Annotated in this window: 14 protein-coding genes; 6 read left to right on the top strand and 8 right to left on the bottom strand. The window is 70.0% G+C overall.

The window, feature by feature from the left end; translation table 11 throughout:
- The first annotated feature begins 46 nt into the window (after positions 1–46).
- On the top strand, positions 47–862 hold the full coding sequence (locus AC3WQR_RS06530; RefSeq protein WP_095745549.1) for an ABC transporter ATP-binding protein: 816 nt from the start codon (positions 47–49) through the stop codon (positions 860–862).
- Positions 859–1,692, top strand: a complete 834-nt coding sequence (locus AC3WQR_RS06535; RefSeq protein WP_062473112.1) for an ABC transporter permease — start codon at positions 859–861, stop codon at positions 1,690–1,692. Before AC3WQR_RS06530 ends, AC3WQR_RS06535 begins: the two co-directional genes overlap by 4 nt.
- A 27-nt stretch (positions 1,693–1,719) precedes the next feature.
- On the opposite strand, the gene AC3WQR_RS06540 is transcribed toward AC3WQR_RS06535, so the two are convergent.
- From AC3WQR_RS06540 to gloB, 3 genes are all read right to left on the bottom strand, one after another.
- On the bottom strand, positions 1,720–3,480 hold the full coding sequence (locus tag AC3WQR_RS06540; protein WP_095950227.1) for a monovalent cation:proton antiporter-2 (CPA2) family protein: 1,761 nt from the start codon (positions 3,478–3,480) through the stop codon (positions 1,720–1,722).
- 64 nt (positions 3,481–3,544) lie between these two features.
- Positions 3,545–5,149, bottom strand: a complete 1,605-nt coding sequence (locus AC3WQR_RS06545) for a transglycosylase SLT domain-containing protein (protein ID WP_492741487.1) — start codon at positions 5,147–5,149, stop codon at positions 3,545–3,547.
- On the bottom strand, positions 5,146–5,925 hold the full coding sequence (gene gloB / locus AC3WQR_RS06550; RefSeq protein WP_492741489.1) for a hydroxyacylglutathione hydrolase: 780 nt from the start codon (positions 5,923–5,925) through the stop codon (positions 5,146–5,148). The genes AC3WQR_RS06545 and gloB overlap by 4 nt, the downstream gene beginning before the upstream one ends.
- Here gloB and AC3WQR_RS06555 point away from each other — a divergent pair.
- Positions 5,924–6,685, top strand: coding sequence for a class I SAM-dependent methyltransferase (locus tag AC3WQR_RS06555; RefSeq protein WP_223301333.1), 762 nt, complete (start codon positions 5,924–5,926; stop codon positions 6,683–6,685). The genes gloB and AC3WQR_RS06555 overlap by 2 nt on opposite strands.
- 66 nt (positions 6,686–6,751) lie before the next feature.
- Positions 6,752–7,201 carry a ribonuclease HI gene (rnhA, locus tag AC3WQR_RS06560; RefSeq protein WP_139704073.1) on the top strand — a complete coding sequence of 150 codons (450 nt, stop codon included), beginning with the start codon at positions 6,752–6,754 and terminating at the stop codon, positions 7,199–7,201.
- 22 nt (positions 7,202–7,223) lie between these two features.
- Here rnhA and moeA read toward each other — a convergent pair whose 3' ends face one another.
- The 4 genes from moeA to AC3WQR_RS06580 are packed head-to-tail and all read right to left on the bottom strand — an operon-like array spanning position 7,224 to position 11,671.
- Entirely contained in the window at positions 7,224–8,540 is a 1,317-nt protein-coding gene (gene moeA, locus AC3WQR_RS06565) for a molybdopterin molybdotransferase MoeA (protein WP_492741490.1), read from the bottom strand.
- On the bottom strand, positions 8,537–9,181 hold the full coding sequence (gene mobA / locus AC3WQR_RS06570) for a molybdenum cofactor guanylyltransferase MobA (RefSeq protein WP_492741491.1): 645 nt from the start codon (positions 9,179–9,181) through the stop codon (positions 8,537–8,539). The genes moeA and mobA overlap by 4 nt, the downstream gene beginning before the upstream one ends.
- A gap of 11 nt (positions 9,182–9,192) precedes the next feature.
- Positions 9,193–10,332 carry a GTP 3',8-cyclase MoaA gene (gene moaA / locus AC3WQR_RS06575; protein ID WP_492741493.1) on the bottom strand — a complete coding sequence of 380 codons (1,140 nt, stop codon included), beginning with the start codon at positions 10,330–10,332 and terminating at the stop codon, positions 9,193–9,195.
- Between the two features lie 49 nt (positions 10,333–10,381).
- A complete protein-coding gene (locus AC3WQR_RS06580) occupies positions 10,382–11,671 on the bottom strand; it encodes a serine hydrolase domain-containing protein (protein WP_492741494.1) in 1,290 nt (429 codons plus the stop codon).
- A gap of 251 nt (positions 11,672–11,922) precedes the next feature.
- Here AC3WQR_RS06580 and AC3WQR_RS06585 point away from each other — a divergent pair, with 251 nt between their 5' ends.
- Complete coding sequence (locus tag AC3WQR_RS06585; protein ID WP_062473098.1) at positions 11,923–12,561, top strand: superoxide dismutase; 639 nt, start codon at positions 11,923–11,925, stop codon at positions 12,559–12,561.
- Between the two features lie 19 nt (positions 12,562–12,580).
- The gene (locus AC3WQR_RS06590) at positions 12,581–13,504 is read left to right on the top strand and encodes a ZIP family metal transporter (RefSeq protein ID WP_492741495.1); all 924 of its coding nucleotides are present in this window, start codon (positions 12,581–12,583) and stop codon (positions 13,502–13,504) included.
- A 24-nt stretch (positions 13,505–13,528) separates the two neighbouring features.
- Here the strand turns inward: AC3WQR_RS06590 and AC3WQR_RS06595 are convergent, their stop codons facing one another.
- Positions 13,529–14,962, bottom strand: a complete 1,434-nt coding sequence (locus AC3WQR_RS06595; protein ID WP_369646825.1) for an aldehyde dehydrogenase family protein — start codon at positions 14,960–14,962, stop codon at positions 13,529–13,531.
- Positions 14,963–15,005 lie beyond the last annotated feature (43 nt).

The raw sequence follows: 15,005 nt of genomic DNA on the forward strand, positions 1-15,005 counted from the left end.
ACGTTCAGCAACCCGGCTTCGGCCGGGTTTTTTCTTCCGGAGCGCCATGTCCGACTACGCACTCGAACTCCTTTCCATCCGCTGCACCTTCCTTTCGAAGGACGACCCGGGCCAGCGCTACACGGCGGTGGACGACACCACGCTGCGCATCGGCGCGGGCGAGTTCGTCTCGGTGGTCGGACCCACGGGTTGCGGCAAGTCGACGTTGTTGAACGTGGGCGCGGGGCTGCTCGAGCCGTCGTCGGGCGGCGTGAAGGTCTTCGGCCAGCCGCTCACGGGCGTGAACAAGCGCGCCGGCTACATGTTCCAGACCGAGGCGCTGATGCCGTGGCGCAGCGCCATCGACAACGTGAAGGTGGGGCTGCAGTACCGCGGCGTGCCCGATGCCGAGGCGCACGCGCAGGCCGAGGCGTGGCTCTCGCGCGTGGGCCTTTCGGGCTTCGGCGATCGCTATCCGCACCAGCTCTCGGGCGGCATGCGCAAGCGCGTCGCGCTGGCGCAGACGCTGGTGCTCGACCCCGACATCATCCTCATGGACGAGCCCTTCAGCGCACTCGACGTGCAGACGCGGCAGCTGATGGAGAACGAAGTGCTCGAACTCTGGAGCGCGAAGAAGAAGGCGGTGCTCTTCATCACGCACGACCTCGACGAAGCGATTGCGATGAGCGACCGCGTGGTGGTGCTGTCGGCCGGCCCGGCGACGCGGCCGATCGGCGAGTTCGTGATCGACCTGCCGCGTCCGCGCGACGTGGCCGAGGTGCGCACGCAGCCGCGCTTCGTGGAGCTGCACCGCCAGATCTGGGAGGTGCTGCGCGACGAGGTGCTCAAGGGCTACGCGCAGCAACTGAGGAAGGCCGCATGATGCCGCGCCTCGATGCACGCCATGCGCGCTTCTGGCAGCTCGCGCTGCTCGCCGTGATTCTGGTGCTGTGGCACGTTGCTTCGCGCAACGACCAGATCGCGTTCTTCCTCGGCCAGCCGATCGTGGTGGCGGGGCGCATCTGGAGCTGGTTCCTGCCCTTCGAGGTGCCGCCGAACCTGCTGTTTCCCGAAGGCCTGAAGGGCAACGCCGACATCTACCGCCACCTGGGCACGACGCTGCTCGAAACGGTGCTGGCCTTCGGTATCGGCACGGCGCTCGGGCTGGGCTGCGGCCTGTGGCTGGCGCTGGCGCCCACGGCGAGCCTGATCCTCGATCCGTACATCAAGGCCGCCAACTCGATGCCGCGCGTGATCCTCGCGCCGATCTTCGCGCTGTGGTTCGGCCTGGGCATCTGGAGCAAGGTGGCGCTGGCCGTCACGCTGGTGTTCTTCATCGTGTTCTTCAACGTCTACCAGGGCGTGCGCGAAGTGAGCCCGGTGGTGCTGGCCAACGCGAAGATGCTGGGCGCCAACCAGCGGCAGCTGCTGCGCACGGTGTACCTGCCCAGCGCCACGAGCTGGGTGTTCTCCAGCCTGCACACCTCCGTGGGCCTGGCCTTCGTCGGCGCGGTGGTGGGGGAGTACCTGGGCTCGGCGCGCGGCGTGGGCTATCTGATCCTGCAGGCCGAGGGTACCTTCGACGTGAACACGGTCTTCGCCGGCATCGTGGTGCTCACGGCTTTCGCGCTGGCGCTCGACGGGCTCGTGGGCCTGATCGAGAAGCGGCTCATGAAGTGGCAGCCGCGCAGCGGCGAGACAGAGAAGCTCTGAGCCGCGCGTTCAGCGCGTTCAGTGCCTTCAGTGGGTCTGGCGCGTCTCGGTGTTGACCTGCACCAGCGCGCGTCCCGCGAAGAGGCCGCCGGACATCTCGAGCACCAGCCGTTCCTTGTCGCGGCGGCGCAGGTCGTCGATCACCTCGTCGGCTTCCTCGGGCGTGGCGCCCAGCGCGACCACGCCCTGGCGGCCGAAGGCCATGGCCGATTCGAAGGTCTCGCGGATCTGGTAGTCGACGTCGAGCTTCACGAGCTCCACCGCATGCTCGCGGTCGAAGGCGCGCACCATCAGGTGCGCATGCGGGAACTCGGCCTTCACGTGTTCGGCGATGCGCGTGGCCACGGCGCGGTTGTCGATGCACACCATGATCGCGCGGGCGTTGTGCGCGCCCGCCGCGTGCAGCACGTCGGCGCGTGCGCCGTCGCCGTAGTACACCTTGAAGCCGAAGTCGGCGGCGTCGCGGATCACCTGCGTGTCGTTGTCGATGATCGAGATCGACGCACCGCGCGCCAGCGCGCCCTGGATCGCGATCTGCCCGAAGCGGCCGAAGCCGATGACGAGCACGTTGCCGGCCAGTTCTTCGGCTTTCTCCACGCCCTCCATCGAGGCCTGCGCGGTGGGCGCGAAGCGGCGATGCGCCAGCACCACCAGCGGCGTGAGCGCCATCGACAGCACGACCACCGCCGTCATGTTGGCATTGACCGTCGGGCTGATGACCTTGGCGGCGAGCGCCGACGAGAACAGCACGAACGCGAACTCGCCGCCCTGCGCCATCAGCACGGCGCGGTCGAGCGCGTCGGCAGGCGAGCTCTTGGCGAGCCGCGCCACGCCGTAGATGCACAGCGCCTTGACCACCATCATCGAGATCACGCCCGCGACGATGAGCTGCCAGTTCTGCGCCACCACCGCGAGGTCGAGCGACATGCCCACGCCGATGAAGAACAGCCCGAGCAGCAGCCCGCGGAAGGGTTCGATGTCGGCTTCGAGCTGGTGGCGGAAGGTCGATTCGGAGAGCAGCACGCCGGCCAGGAAAGCGCCCATGGCCATTGACAGGCCGCCGACCTGCATCAGCAGCGCCGCGCCCAGCACCACGAGCAGTGCCGCGGCCGTCATCACCTCGCGCGCCTTGGAGTTGGCGAGCACGCGGAACAGCGGATTGAGCAGCCAGATGCCGGCTGCCACCAGCGCCGCGAGCGCACCCACGGCAATGCCGATGCCGATCCAGCGCGAAGGTGCAATGGCCTGCTGCGCCGCATCCACCGGTGCGATGAAGGCGACGATGGCCAGCAGCGGCACGATCAGCAGGTCTTCGAAGAGCAGCACGGCGACGATCTTCTGGCCGCGCGGCGCGGCGATGTCGCCACGCTCGCCAAGCAGCTGCATCACGATGGCCGTGGAGGTGAGCACGAAGCCCATCGCACACACGAACGAGACGGCGAGCGGGAAACCGAAGGCCATGCCCACGCCGGTCAGCAGGATGCCGCACACCACCACCTGCAGGCTGCCCAGGCCGAAGATGTCGCGCCGCATGCTCCACAGGTGCGACGGGCGCATCTCGAGCCCGATCACGAAGAGGAACATCACGACGCCGAGCTCGGCCGTGTGCAGGATGGTCTGCGGATCGGTGAAGAGGCCGAAGCCGAAGGGCCCGATGGCCAGGCCCGCCGCCAGGTAGCCGAGCACGGAGCCCAGCCCGAGCCGCTTGAACAGCGGCACGGCCACGACGGCGGCCCCCAACAACGTGACGACCTTGATGAGATCGCCCGCGCTTCCTTCGACTGCCATGGCCTGTCCTCCTGATGTCGCTTTTCTTGTCCGGGCCCGGCACCGCCCGCCGGCAGGGCAGGGATCAGCGCTTGCGCTTGGACGGCGTGCCGCCGCGCGGCTGGCGCACCACCGCCTGCTTGGCGCTGCTGCTGCCGCGTGCGGCGGCCTTCACCGGCGCGCCGCCGCGCTTGGACGTGACCACCGCCGCACCCCGGCCGCGCGCGGGCGCTGCACCCGAGCCGACACGCGCCGCGGGCGTGGCGCGCACCGGCAGGTACACGACCACGCTGTAGCCGCGCTTGAAGGCGTGGTTGGGGTTGACGTCGTTCCAGTCGGCCACGGCCGCGGGCTTGAGGTTGTAGCGGCGCGCGATGCTCGCCACGTTGTCCGAGCGGCCGGCCTTGACGGTGGTGCGGCGCGTGATGATCTCGGGCTGGAAGCTCAGGTGGCCGCCGTCGGCCACGACCGCCGCCACGTCTTCCTTCACGCGCGCGCCGCGCGGCACGATCAGCGTGGAGCCGGCCTTGATGAGCATGCGCGGCGGCACGTTGTTGAGCGCGCGCAGGTCCGACTCGCTCATGCCCGAGCGCTGGGCGGCGTCGGCCACCGTCATCGTGGTGGGCACGACCCAGGCGGTCCAGCTGGCGTACTGGCCCTGCGTGTAGGCGTCGAAGTTGCGTTTGAAGACCGCTGCGTTGTCCCAGGGCAGCAGGATCTCGGAGGTGCCGGCCGCGATCAGCACGGGCTTGTGGGCGGCGGGGTTGAGCGCGCGGAAGTCCTCGATGCGCACGTCGGCCAGCTTGGCCGCCAGTTCCACGTCGAGGTCGCGCGTGAGCGGCACGGTCTGGAAGTAGGGGTGGTTGGCGATCAGCGGCAGCTCGGCGTTGAAGGCCTGCGGGTTGGCCACGATGTTCTTCACGGCCTGCAGCTTGGGCACGTAGAGCCGGGTCTCGGCCGGCATGGACAGGTCGCTGTAGGTGGTGGGCAGGCCCAGGCGCTGGTTCTTGGCGATGGCGCGTCCCACGCTGCCTTCGCCCCAGTTGTAGGCGGCGAGCGCGAGCTGCCAGTCGCCGAACATGCCGTAGAGCTTTTGCAGGTAGTCGAGCGCGGCGCGGGTGGAGGCCACCACGTCGCGGCGGTCGTCGCGGAAGATGTTCTGCTTCAGGTCGAAGTCGGTGCCGGTGGCGGGCATGAACTGCCACATGCCGGCGGCGCGCGCGCTGGACACGGCCTGCGGGTTGAAGGCGCTCTCGATGTACGGCAGCAGCGCCAGCTCGGTCGGCATGTTGCGGCGCTCGAGCTCCTCGACGATGTGGAAGATGTACTTGTTCGAGCGCTCGGTCATGCGCTGGATGTAGTCGGGCCGGCTGGCGTACCACTGCTCGCGGTCGCGCACCAGGTCGCTCTCGAGGTTGGGCATCTTGAAACCGCGGCGGATGCGGTCCCACATGTCGGCCGGCGGTGCCAGCGTGACCACGCTCTGCGAACGCGCCTGGCCGCTGGTCAGCGGGCTGAGGTTGGAGTCACGCGGATAGATGGGCGTGGCGCTGCCCGAGGGGCGGGCGCCCGTGCCGCCGGCAGAGGCGCCGGCCTTGGCGTTGGTGGAGGAAGAAGCGCTGTTGTCCGTGCCCGCGCAGCCCGCGAGTACCAGGGAGCCTGCTAGGCAGGTGGCAACGATAAATTTCATCGGAAGTCGTTTTTCCATTGGCGCAGGGCGGCGAACACCTCGGCTTCGGCGGCATCCGCGGAAAGCTCGGCATGGGCCCGCACTGCTCGAAGGACGGTGGCTTCGCGGCTGCGAAGAAAGGGGTTGATCCGGCGTTCGATCGCCAGTTGCGAGGGCAGCGTGGGCTGCCCCTGTGCGCGCAGGCTTTCGCAATGCGCGTTGTAGTGAGTGAGTTCGTCGTTGCCGGGTTCCACGGCGCGGGCGAACTTCAGGTTAGCAAGTGTGTATTCGTGCGCACAGCACACGCGCGTGTCGCCGGGCAGCGCCGCCAGGGCGTCGAGCGAGGCGAGCATCTGCGCGGGCGTGCCCTCGAACAGGCGGCCGCAGCCGCCGGAGAAAAGGGTGTCGCCGCAGAACAGCACGGGGCCCTGCGCGGCCGAGGCCGGCAGGAAGTAGGCGATGTGCCCGGCCGTGTGGCCCGGCACGTCGATGACCTCGAAGCGCAGGCCCAGGGCCTGCGCGATGTCGCCCTGCACCAGCGGTGTGAAAGGCTCGGGGATGCGCTCGCGCGCCGGGCCCCACACCGTCGCGCCCGTGGACGCATGCAGCGCGGCCACGCCGCCCGTGTGATCGGGGTGGTGGTGCGTGACTAGAATCGCGGCCAGCTGCAGCTTGTGGTGCGCCAACGCATCGAACACCGGTTGGGCATCGCCCGGGTCCACCACGATGGCGTGGTGCCCGTCGTGCAGCATCCAGATGTAGTTGTCAGCAAAAGCGGGCAGCGGAACAAGGGTCATGAGCGGTCAAATTATAGGTTTGCAGGATTGGTTCGCGACCCCCCCCGGCCGCTACCTCCTGGCCTGGGAGCAGGCCCAGTTCGACGAGGCGGTGGCCGATGTTTTCGGTTACCACGCCTTGCAGCTCGGGGCCGCCGAGGTCGACGGGCTGCGCGCCAACCGCATGCCGCACCGCTGGCTGGCCCTGACCGACCCGGTGCGGGCCGGCAAGGCGACGCTGGTGACCGATTTCGCCGCCTTGCCGTTCGCGGCCAACAGCCTCGATCTCGTGGTGCTGCCGCACGCCTTGGAACTCAGTCCCGATCCGCACGCCACGCTGCGCGAGGTCGAGCGGGTGCTGGTGCCCGAGGGGCGGGTGGTGATCTGCGGCCTGAACCCGACCAGCCTGTGGGGCCTGCGGCAGCGCCGCGGGCACCTGTACCGCCGGCTGGGCCTGGGCGAGACCTTCCTGCCCGAGGCCGGCGAGTTCATCGGCTATTGGCGCATGCGCGACTGGCTGCGCCTGTTGAGCTTCGAGGTGGAGTCGGGCCGCTTCGGCATCTACCGGCCGGCGGTGCGCAGCGACGCCTGGCTGGAGCGCTCGCGCTGGATGGACGCCGCCGGCGAGCGCTGGTGGCCGATCTTCGGCGCCGCCTACTTCCTGGTGGCGGTGAAGCGCGTGCGCGGCATGCGCCTGCTGAGCGCCGACTGGCGCCGCAGCGGCGCGCGGGCGACGGCGCCGGTGCCCATCGCGGGCAAGGTGCACCGCAGCAAGCAGTGAACGAACGAATCCATGGACGCGGGCGGCATCGCCCGCATGACGCTAGAGAAAAAAGGAACAGTCAGTTTGAACGAAGTCGTGATCTACACCGATGGCGCGTGCAAGGGCAACCCGGGACCGGGCGGCTGGGGCGCGTGGCTCAAGTCGGGGCCCACCGAGAAGGAACTGTTCGGCGGTGAACTCAACACCACCAACAACCGCATGGAACTCACGGCCGTGATCGAAGGGCTCGCCGCGCTCAAGCGGCCCTGCAAGGTGCTGCTGTACCTCGACAGCCAGTACGTGCGCATGGGCATCACCGAGTGGATTCGCGGCTGGAAGGCCAAGGGCTGGCTCACCTCGACCAAGCAGCCCGTGAAGAACGTCGAGCTCTGGCAGCGGCTCGACAAGCTGGTGGCCGAAGGCGGCCACCAGATCGAGTGGCGCTGGGTCAAGGGGCACTCGGGCGACCCGGGCAACGAGCGGGCCGACATGCTGGCCAACAAGGGCGTGGACAAGGCCCTGGGCCGGATCTGATCGTCGGCGGCAGGGCCAGGGGCTAGATCAGCCCTTCGAAGACCATCACGTCGACCTCTTGCCCGGCGTCGACATGGCCCTGCTCGTGAGGCAGCACCACGAGCCCGTTGGCCTCGAGCATCGAACTCAGCACGCCCGAACCCTGGTGCGCCGCCACCCGCACCTCGGGCAACGACCCCGGCACCTGGCGCACGACGCCGCGCTGGTACTCGGTGCGCCCCGGCTTCTTGCGGATGGGCCCGGCGCTGCGCGCGCGCAGCAGCGGGGGCGGGGCGCAGGCTGCGTCGTGGCAGCCCATCAGCCGCAGCAGCGCCGGCCGCACGAAGGCCAGGAACGCGACCATCGCCGCCACCGGATTGCCCGGCAGTCCAAACAGCACGGCCGATGTGGCCGTGGCCTCGCGCGGACGCGGAATCAGCCCCACCGCCAGCGGCCGGCCGGGCCGCATCGCGACCCGCCAGAAGGCCATGTCGCCCAGTTGCTGCATCACGTCGCGCGTGTGGTCGGCCGCGCCTGCGCTCACGCCACCGCTGGTGACGATGGCATCGGCCTCGTGCGCCGCGCGCTGCAGCGTGGCCGCGAGCGTGGCGGGGTCGTCGTGCACCAGGCCGAGGTCGACCACCTCGCAGCCCAGCCGCGTGAGCAGGCCGAACAGCGTGTAGCGGTTGCTGTCGTACACGGCGCCTTCGCGCGGCGTGTCGCCCAGGCAGAGGATTTCGTCGCCGGTCGAGAAGTACGCCACGCGCAGCCGGCGTCGCACGGTCACGCGCGCCAGGCCGAGGCTGGCGACCATGCCGAGCGCGGCCGGCGACAGGCGCTCGCCGCGCCGCAGTGCCGGCTGGCCCTGCATCAGGTCTTCGCCGGCCAGGCGCCGGTTGTCGCCGCGACCCAGCACACGGGCCGGAAAGCAGACCTGGTCGCCGTCGACCTTGCAGAACTCCTGCGGGATCACGGTGTCCAGGCCCGCCGGCATCATCGCGCCGGTCATGATGCGCACCGCGTCGTTCGGCCCGAGCGTGCCGCGCCAGGCCGAGCCGGCCAGCGCCGTGCCCGCCACGCGCAGCGTGAGCGAATGGTCGATGGGCGCATCGGCCGGCAGCAGCGCGCCGTCGAAGGCGTAGCCGTCCATGGCCGAGTTGTCGTGCGGCGGCACGCTCACGGGCGAAACGAGGTCGTCCGCCAGCACGCGACCGAGCGCGTCGCGCAGCGCGACCTCTTCGGCGTCGGCCACGGCCAGCGGCGCGACGAGGCGCGCGAGAAAGGCGGCGACGGTGTCGACGTCGAGGTCGCCCGCGTCGTAGTCCGCGAGGTCGGCGGCGATGGCGGCGATGCGGCTCATGGCTGTTCGAGCGTCTGCAGGTCGGCCAGCGTGTTCGCGTTGAAGAAGGCGTCGGGCGCGTCGCCGGGGCGGTCGAAGGGAACGGTCAGGGCGTTGTGCTGCGCGGTCCAGGCGCCGACCTTGCGGCCGCCTTCCTCGACAAAGCGGCGCAGGCTGTCACGCAGTTCGATGTGCAGCAGGCAGAACACCGGCTGGCGGCGCAGCACCGTGCGGCCGTCGGCCTCGGTTTCGGGCGCGGCGGCCATGGCGATGCGCGCGTGGGCGCCCTCGGCGGCCAGGGCTTCGGCCAGCCGCGCCGCCAGGTCGGGCGGAAAGCGCGGCGTGTCGCAGGGCACGGTGAGCAGCCAGGGCGTGGGGCAGTGCTCGAGTCCGCTCAGCATGCCGGCCAGCGGGCCGGGGTGGTCGGGCACGCTGTCGGCGAACACGGGCACGCCCAGCGCTTCGTAGGCGGCGAAATTCCGGTTGGCATTGATCAGTACGCGGCCGACCTGCGGGTGCAGGCGCCGCACGGCGTGCGCGGCGAGCACTTCGCCCTGGAGCAGCTGCAGGCCCTTGTCGACCCCGCCCATGCGGGTGCCGCGCCCGCCGGCGAGCACGAGGCCCGTGATGTCGGCCGCTGCGATGGCCGGTGCGGTACCCATGGCTGGCGGCCTCATCCGCCGATGTAGCTCATCTCGACGCGCCGGGGCGCCGCCGCGTCGGGGGCGCTGTCGTCGGGGCCGCGCAGCGCGCGCAGCTCGGAATAGCGGTCGGCGCGGCCCTGCCAGATGTGGCCGATGGCGGAGGCGATGTCGCCGTCGCTCGCGCCGTCGCGCAGCATCGGTCGCAGGTCGTGGCCCTGGCTGGCGAACAGGCACAGGTACAGCTTGCCCTCGGTCGACAGGCGCGCGCGGCTGCAGTCGTGGCAGAAGGCCTGGGTCACGCTGCTGATCACGCCGATCTCGCCGCCGCCGTCGGCATAGGCCCAGCGCTGGGCGGTCTCGCCGGGCGTGGTGGCTTCGAGCGGCACGAGCGGAAACTCCGCTGCGATGCGGGCGATGACCTCGGCCGAGGGCAGCACCTCGTCCATGCGCCAGCCGTTGGTGGCGCCGACGTCCATGTACTCGATGAAGCGCAGCACGACCTTGCCGCCGTGGTGCTCGCGGAAGTAGCGCGCCATCGGCAAGATTTCCTGCTCGTTGGTGCCGCGCTTGACCACCATGTTGACCTTGATCGGGCCCAGGCCCGCCGCCAGGGCTGCGTCGATGCCGGCCAGCACGTCGGCCACCGGAAAGTCGACGTCGTTCATGTGGCGGAACACGGCGTCGTCCAGGCTGTCCAGGCTCACGGTCACGCGCTGCAGGCCGGCGGCTTTCAGCGCGGCGGCCTTGCGTTTCAGCAGCGAGCCGTTGGTGGTGAGCGTGAGCTCGAGCGGGTCGCCGCCGGGCGTGCGCAGCTCGGCCAGTTGGGCGATGAGCCCCTCGATGTGCTTGCGCAGCAGCGGCTCGCCGCCAGTCAGGCGGATCTTGTGCACGCCGTGCGAGGCGAACAGGCGCGCCAGGCGCGTGATTTCCTCGAAGCTCAACAGGGCGCTGTGCGGCAGGTACTGGTAGTCCTTGTCGAACACGTCCTTTGGCATGCAGTAGCTGCAGCGGAAGTTGCAGCGGTCGGTCACGCTGATGCGCAGGTCGGTCAGCGGACGGCCCAGCCGGTCGGCCAGCAGGCCGGTGGCGGGCACGGCGATGTCCGGCGCGGCCACGACGGCGTGGGCGGCCTGAGCGATCGGAATGACGGTGCTGCTGCTTTTCTTCATGGGGCGATGCCGATTTTGCGCCATGGCCCGCGACCGCGCGCCATGCGGGCTACTTCAGCACTGCTGCATAGACCATGTTGCGCGCGAGGCTTCGGTAGTGGGTGCGGTACTTGGGCGATTGCAGCATCAGCACGACGAACAGCTCGTTCTTCGGATCGACCCACATGTAGGTGCCGCCCGCGCCGCCCCAGTTGTACTCGCCGCCGCCGGACGGGTAGGGCGCCTCGCCGTCGTTGCGGCGCACCGCGAAGCCCAGGCCGAAGCCGTAGCCCGGGCCCGGCAGGTACAGCGGGCCGGGCACGATGCCGGCGCCGGCGTTCGAATGGTCGGTCGTCATCAGCGCCAGCGTGCGCGGGCCGAGGTAGCGCGTGCCGTCGAGCGTGCCGCCGTTGAGCAGCATCTGCAGGAAGCGCGCGTAGTCGGACGCGGTCGACACCAGCCCGCCGCCGCCCGATTCGAACTTGCGCACGATGCGCGGGTCGTTCAGGTCGGCCCCCACGCCGAAGCTGCGATCGCTCGGCAGCGGCTCGGCGATGCGCGGCTGGCGCGCGGGCTCGGGCACGTAGTAGGTGGTGTCTTTCATGCCCAGCGGGTCGAACAGGCGCGTCTTTTCGAACTGGTACAGCGACTGGCCCGACACCACCTCGACCACGCGGCCCAGGATGTCGGTCGAGTAGCTGTAGTCCCAGGTCGTGCCGGGCTGGTAGGCCAGCGGCAGCTTGGCCAGGCGCTGCGAGAACTCGGCGCTGGTCGGATCGCCTTCCGCGAGGTTGGCGGTGTTGTAGGCCTGTTTCACCAGCCCCGGGCCGAAGAAACCGTAGGTCAGGCCCGAGGTGTGGCGCATCAGGTCCTGCACGGTGATCGGGCGGCGCGCGGGCACGGTCTCGAGCACCGGCTTGCCGTCGGCGCCGGGCTTCTCGATGCCCACCGTCATGCGGGCGTACTCGGGCAGGTACATCGCGACCGGGTCGTCCAGCTTCATGCGACCGTCTTCCACCAGCATCATCGCGGCGACCGTGGTGATGGGCTTGCTCATCGAGTAGATGCGGAAGATGCCGTCACGCGGCATCGGCGTGCCGGCTGCCGCGTCGAGCTTGCCGACGGGTTCGAACCACGCGACCTTGCCCTGGCGCGCGACCAGCAGCACCGCGCCGGGGATCTTGCCGGCGGCCACGTCGGCCTTGAGCACGTCGGTGAGCTTCTGCAGGCGTTCGCTCGAGAGGCCCACCGACTCGGGCCGGGCGGTGGGCAGCGACTGGGCGGTGGCGAGCAGCGGCAGGGCGAGGCTCAGGCCGAGCAAGGCCGTGCGCACCAGGGCGCGGCGCTTCAGGAAGGTCATGCGTGTTGTCTCCGTCGGTGGTGGATGGATGGAACCGGCAGGACGGTCTTGACGCCGTCCGTTCGAACCGGTCGCGGGGCAGTGTATCGGTGGATGGGCCGCAGGGCGGCACGCGACGAGCTGGCTGATTGGCGGCATCTATGGTGCCGATATCTTGACGCAGACAATGAGAATTACTATCATTTGAACGCCTGAGTACGCAGCACAAGCACCACGCAAAGGGCTCTCTTCCAACAAGGAGCTTCCGAACCGTGCCGTACACCCTGCCAGCCTTGCCCTATGCCTTCGACGCGCTCGAACCCCACATCGACGCGCAGACGATGGAAATCCACCACGGCAAGCACCACCAGACCTACGTGAACAACCTGAATGCGGCGTTGAAAGACACGCCGCTTGCGGACACGCCGGTCGAAGCCCTCATCGCCGGTGTCGAGGAACTGCCCGAGGCGCTGCGCGCACCCGTGCGCAACAACGGCGGCGGCCACGCCAACCACAGCCTGTTCTGGACCGTGATGGCCCCCGTGGACCAGGGCGGTGGCGGGGCGCCGTCGGGCGCGCTCGCAAAGGCCATCGACGCCGACCTGGGCGGCTTCGACGCCTTCAAGGACGCCTTCACCAAGGCCGCGCTCACGCGCTTCGGCAGCGGCTGGGCCTGGCTGGTCGTCGGTGCCGACGGCAAGCTCGCCGTGGAAAGCAGCGGCAACCAGGACAGCCCGCTGATGCGTGGCATCGGCTCGGGCAAGACCCCGATCCTGGGCCTGGACGTGTGGGAGCACGCCTACTACCTGAGGTACCAGAACCGCCGCCCCGAGTACATCGCGGCCTTCTACAACGTGGTGAACTGGGCCGAGGTGGCCCGCCGCCATGCCGCCGCGACCGGCGGCCGATGAGCCGAAGAGGAGCCCGCCCATGAACGACACGCCGCAGGGCACGGTGGCCACAGCGCCGCCGCCCAGGTCGCCGCGCCCGTTGCGCGAATGGATCGGCTTTGCCATCGTCGCGGCCGGCGCGCTGGCGCTGGCGTCGCAGTTCTGGTCCTTCGTGCGCGCCGACCCGCTGGTGTGGAACGCGCTGCGCGGCGGTTCGGTGGCGGCACTGGCGACCGCGCTGGGCACGCTGCCGGTGCTGTTCTCGCAGAAGCTGCCCGACAAGCTGCAGGACACGCTGTTCGGCTTCGGCGCCGGCGTGATGCTCGCGGCCTGCGCCTTCTCGCTGATCATTCCCGGGCTGGACGCCGCCAAGTCGATCGGCGTCTTCGGCGGCGGCGACTGGGCGGCCGGCGGCGTGATCGGCACGGCCATCCTGCTGGGCGGCCTGGTGCTCATGACCATGGACCGCGTGCTGCCGCACGAGCATTTCATCAAGGGCCGCGAAGGGCAGAGCGGGCGGCAGCTGCGCCGCACCTGGCTCTTCGTGTTCGCGATCGCGCTGCACAACGTGCCCGAGGGCCTGGCCATCGGCGTCGGCTACTCGGCCAACAACGGCGTGCGCGCCGATGCGCTCGCCACCGGCATCGCGATCCAGGACGTGCCCGAGGGGCTGGTGGTGGCCGTGGCGCTGCTGGCCGCCGGCTACAGCCGCTTGTTCGCGGTGCTGATCGGCATGGCCTCGGGGCTGGTCGAGCCGCTCGGTGCCGTGCTCGGCGCGGCGGTGGTGGGGCATTCGGCGATGCTGCTGCCCTGGGGGCTGGGCTTCGCGGCAGGCGCGATGCTGTTCGTCATCAGCCACGAGATCATTCCCGAATCGCACCGCAAGGGGCACGAGGCCTATGCGACCAGCGGGCTGATGATCGGCTTCGTGCTGATGATGCTGCTGGACACCGCGCTGGGCTGACGCCCGGGCGCGGCGTCGTCAGCCTCAGCCGTGCTTGACTGCGACGGTCTTCAGCGTCGTGAAGCCGTACAGCGCCTCGAAGCCCTTCTCGCGCCCGTAGCCCGACGACTTCACGCCGCCGAACGGCAGCTCGACGCCGCCGCCCGCGCCGTAGTTGTTGATGAACACCTGGCCGCTCTTCACGCGCCGGGCCATGCGGAACTGGCGCGCGCCGTCGGCCGTCCAGACGCCGGCCACGAGGCCGAACTGGGTGGCGTTGGCGAGGGCCACGGCTTCGTCCTCGTCGGCGAACTGCATCGCGGCGAGCACGGGGCCGAACACTTCTTCCTGCGCCAGGCGGTGGCTCACGGGCACGTCGCGCAGCAGGGTCGGCGCCTGGTAGAAGCCGGTCTCGGGCGCTTCCTCGACCACCACGCCCTGCGCCACCATCGGGATGCCGGCGTGCTGCGCATCGCTCAAAAAGTCCCACACGCGCTGCTGCTGCGTCTGGCGGATCAGCGGACCGACGTCGAGGTCCATCGCCGCGGGGCCCACGCGCAGGGCTTCGAAGGCGTGGCCCAGGCGCTCGAGCAGGGGCTCGTAGATGTCGCGCTGGATCAGCACGCGCGAGCCCGCCGAGCAGGTCTGGCCGGCGTTCTGCACGATGGCGTTGATCACCACGGGAATCACCGCGTCCAGGTCGGCGTCGGCGAACACGATCTGCGGGCTCTTGCCGCCGAGTTCGAGCGTGACCGGGCAGTGCCGCTCGGCCGCCACCTGCTGGATCAGCGTGCCGATCTTCGGGCTGCCCGTGAAGCTGATGTGGTCGATGCCTTCGTGGCGCGCGAGCGCGTCGCCCACCTCATGGCCGTAGCCCGTCACGATGTTGAGCGCGCCGGCCGGAAAGCCCACCTCGGCCGCCAGCTGCGCCACGCGGATCAGCGACAGGCAGGCGTCTTCGGCGGGCTTCACCACGCACACGTTGCCGGCCGCCAGGGCGCCGCCCACGCTGCGCCCGAAGATCTGCATCGGGTAGTTCCACGGAATGATGTGGCCCGTGACGCCGTGCGGCTCGCGCCAGGTGAAGACGCTGTAGCCGTCCTGGTAGGGAATGGTCTCGCCGTGCAGCTTGTCGCAGGCGCCGGCATAGAACTCGAAGTAGCGCACCAGCGCCACCGCGTCGGCGCGGGCCTGCTTCACGGGCTTGCCGCAGTCGCGCTGCTCGATGAGCGCGAGCTCGTCGACGTGCTCTGCGATCTTCTGCGAGAGCTTGAAGAGCAGGCGGCCGCGGTCGGCGGCGCTGACCTTGTGCCACACGCCCTCGAAGCAGTCGCGCGCGGCGCGCACGGCGGCGTCGATGTCGGCGGCGTTGCTGCGCTGGATTTCGTCGAAAGGCTGGCCGTCCGACGGGTCGATGACGGGGAGGGTGCGGCCGGAGGCGGAGGGAACGTCCGCGTTGGCGATGTAGTTGAGCTGCATGGGGCGAGATTTTGCGCGAAGCCCGCCCCGCGCGTGGCGCCCC

This window comes from Variovorax sp. FW305-3-2-15-B-LB1, assembly GCF_058787635.1.

Excerpts from the sequence above, each read along its gene's own strand:
- AC3WQR_RS06530 (WP_095745549.1), top strand. The coding sequence starts at position 47 with ATGTCCGACTACGCACTCGAACTCCTTTCCATCCGCTGCACCTTCCTT.
- AC3WQR_RS06535 (WP_062473112.1), top strand. The coding sequence starts at position 859 with ATGATGCCGCGCCTCGATGCACGCCATGCGCGCTTCTGGCAGCTCGCG.
- AC3WQR_RS06540 (WP_095950227.1), bottom strand. The coding sequence starts at position 3,480 with ATGGCAGTCGAAGGAAGCGCGGGCGATCTCATCAAGGTCGTCACGTTG.
- AC3WQR_RS06545 (WP_492741487.1), bottom strand. The coding sequence starts at position 5,149 with ATGAAATTTATCGTTGCCACCTGCCTAGCAGGCTCCCTGGTACTCGCG.
- AC3WQR_RS06555 (WP_223301333.1), top strand. The coding sequence starts at position 5,924 with ATGAGCGGTCAAATTATAGGTTTGCAGGATTGGTTCGCGACCCCCCCC.
- gloB (WP_492741489.1), bottom strand. The coding sequence starts at position 5,925 with ATGACCCTTGTTCCGCTGCCCGCTTTTGCTGACAACTACATCTGGATG.
- moeA (WP_492741490.1), bottom strand. The coding sequence starts at position 8,540 with ATGAGCCGCATCGCCGCCATCGCCGCCGACCTCGCGGACTACGACGCG.
- mobA (WP_492741491.1), bottom strand. The coding sequence starts at position 9,181 with ATGGGTACCGCACCGGCCATCGCAGCGGCCGACATCACGGGCCTCGTG.
- moaA (WP_492741493.1), bottom strand. The coding sequence starts at position 10,332 with ATGAAGAAAAGCAGCAGCACCGTCATTCCGATCGCTCAGGCCGCCCAC.
- AC3WQR_RS06580 (WP_492741494.1), bottom strand. The coding sequence starts at position 11,671 with ATGACCTTCCTGAAGCGCCGCGCCCTGGTGCGCACGGCCTTGCTCGGC.
- AC3WQR_RS06590 (WP_492741495.1), top strand. The coding sequence starts at position 12,581 with ATGAACGACACGCCGCAGGGCACGGTGGCCACAGCGCCGCCGCCCAGG.
- AC3WQR_RS06595 (WP_369646825.1), bottom strand. The coding sequence starts at position 14,962 with ATGCAGCTCAACTACATCGCCAACGCGGACGTTCCCTCCGCCTCCGGC.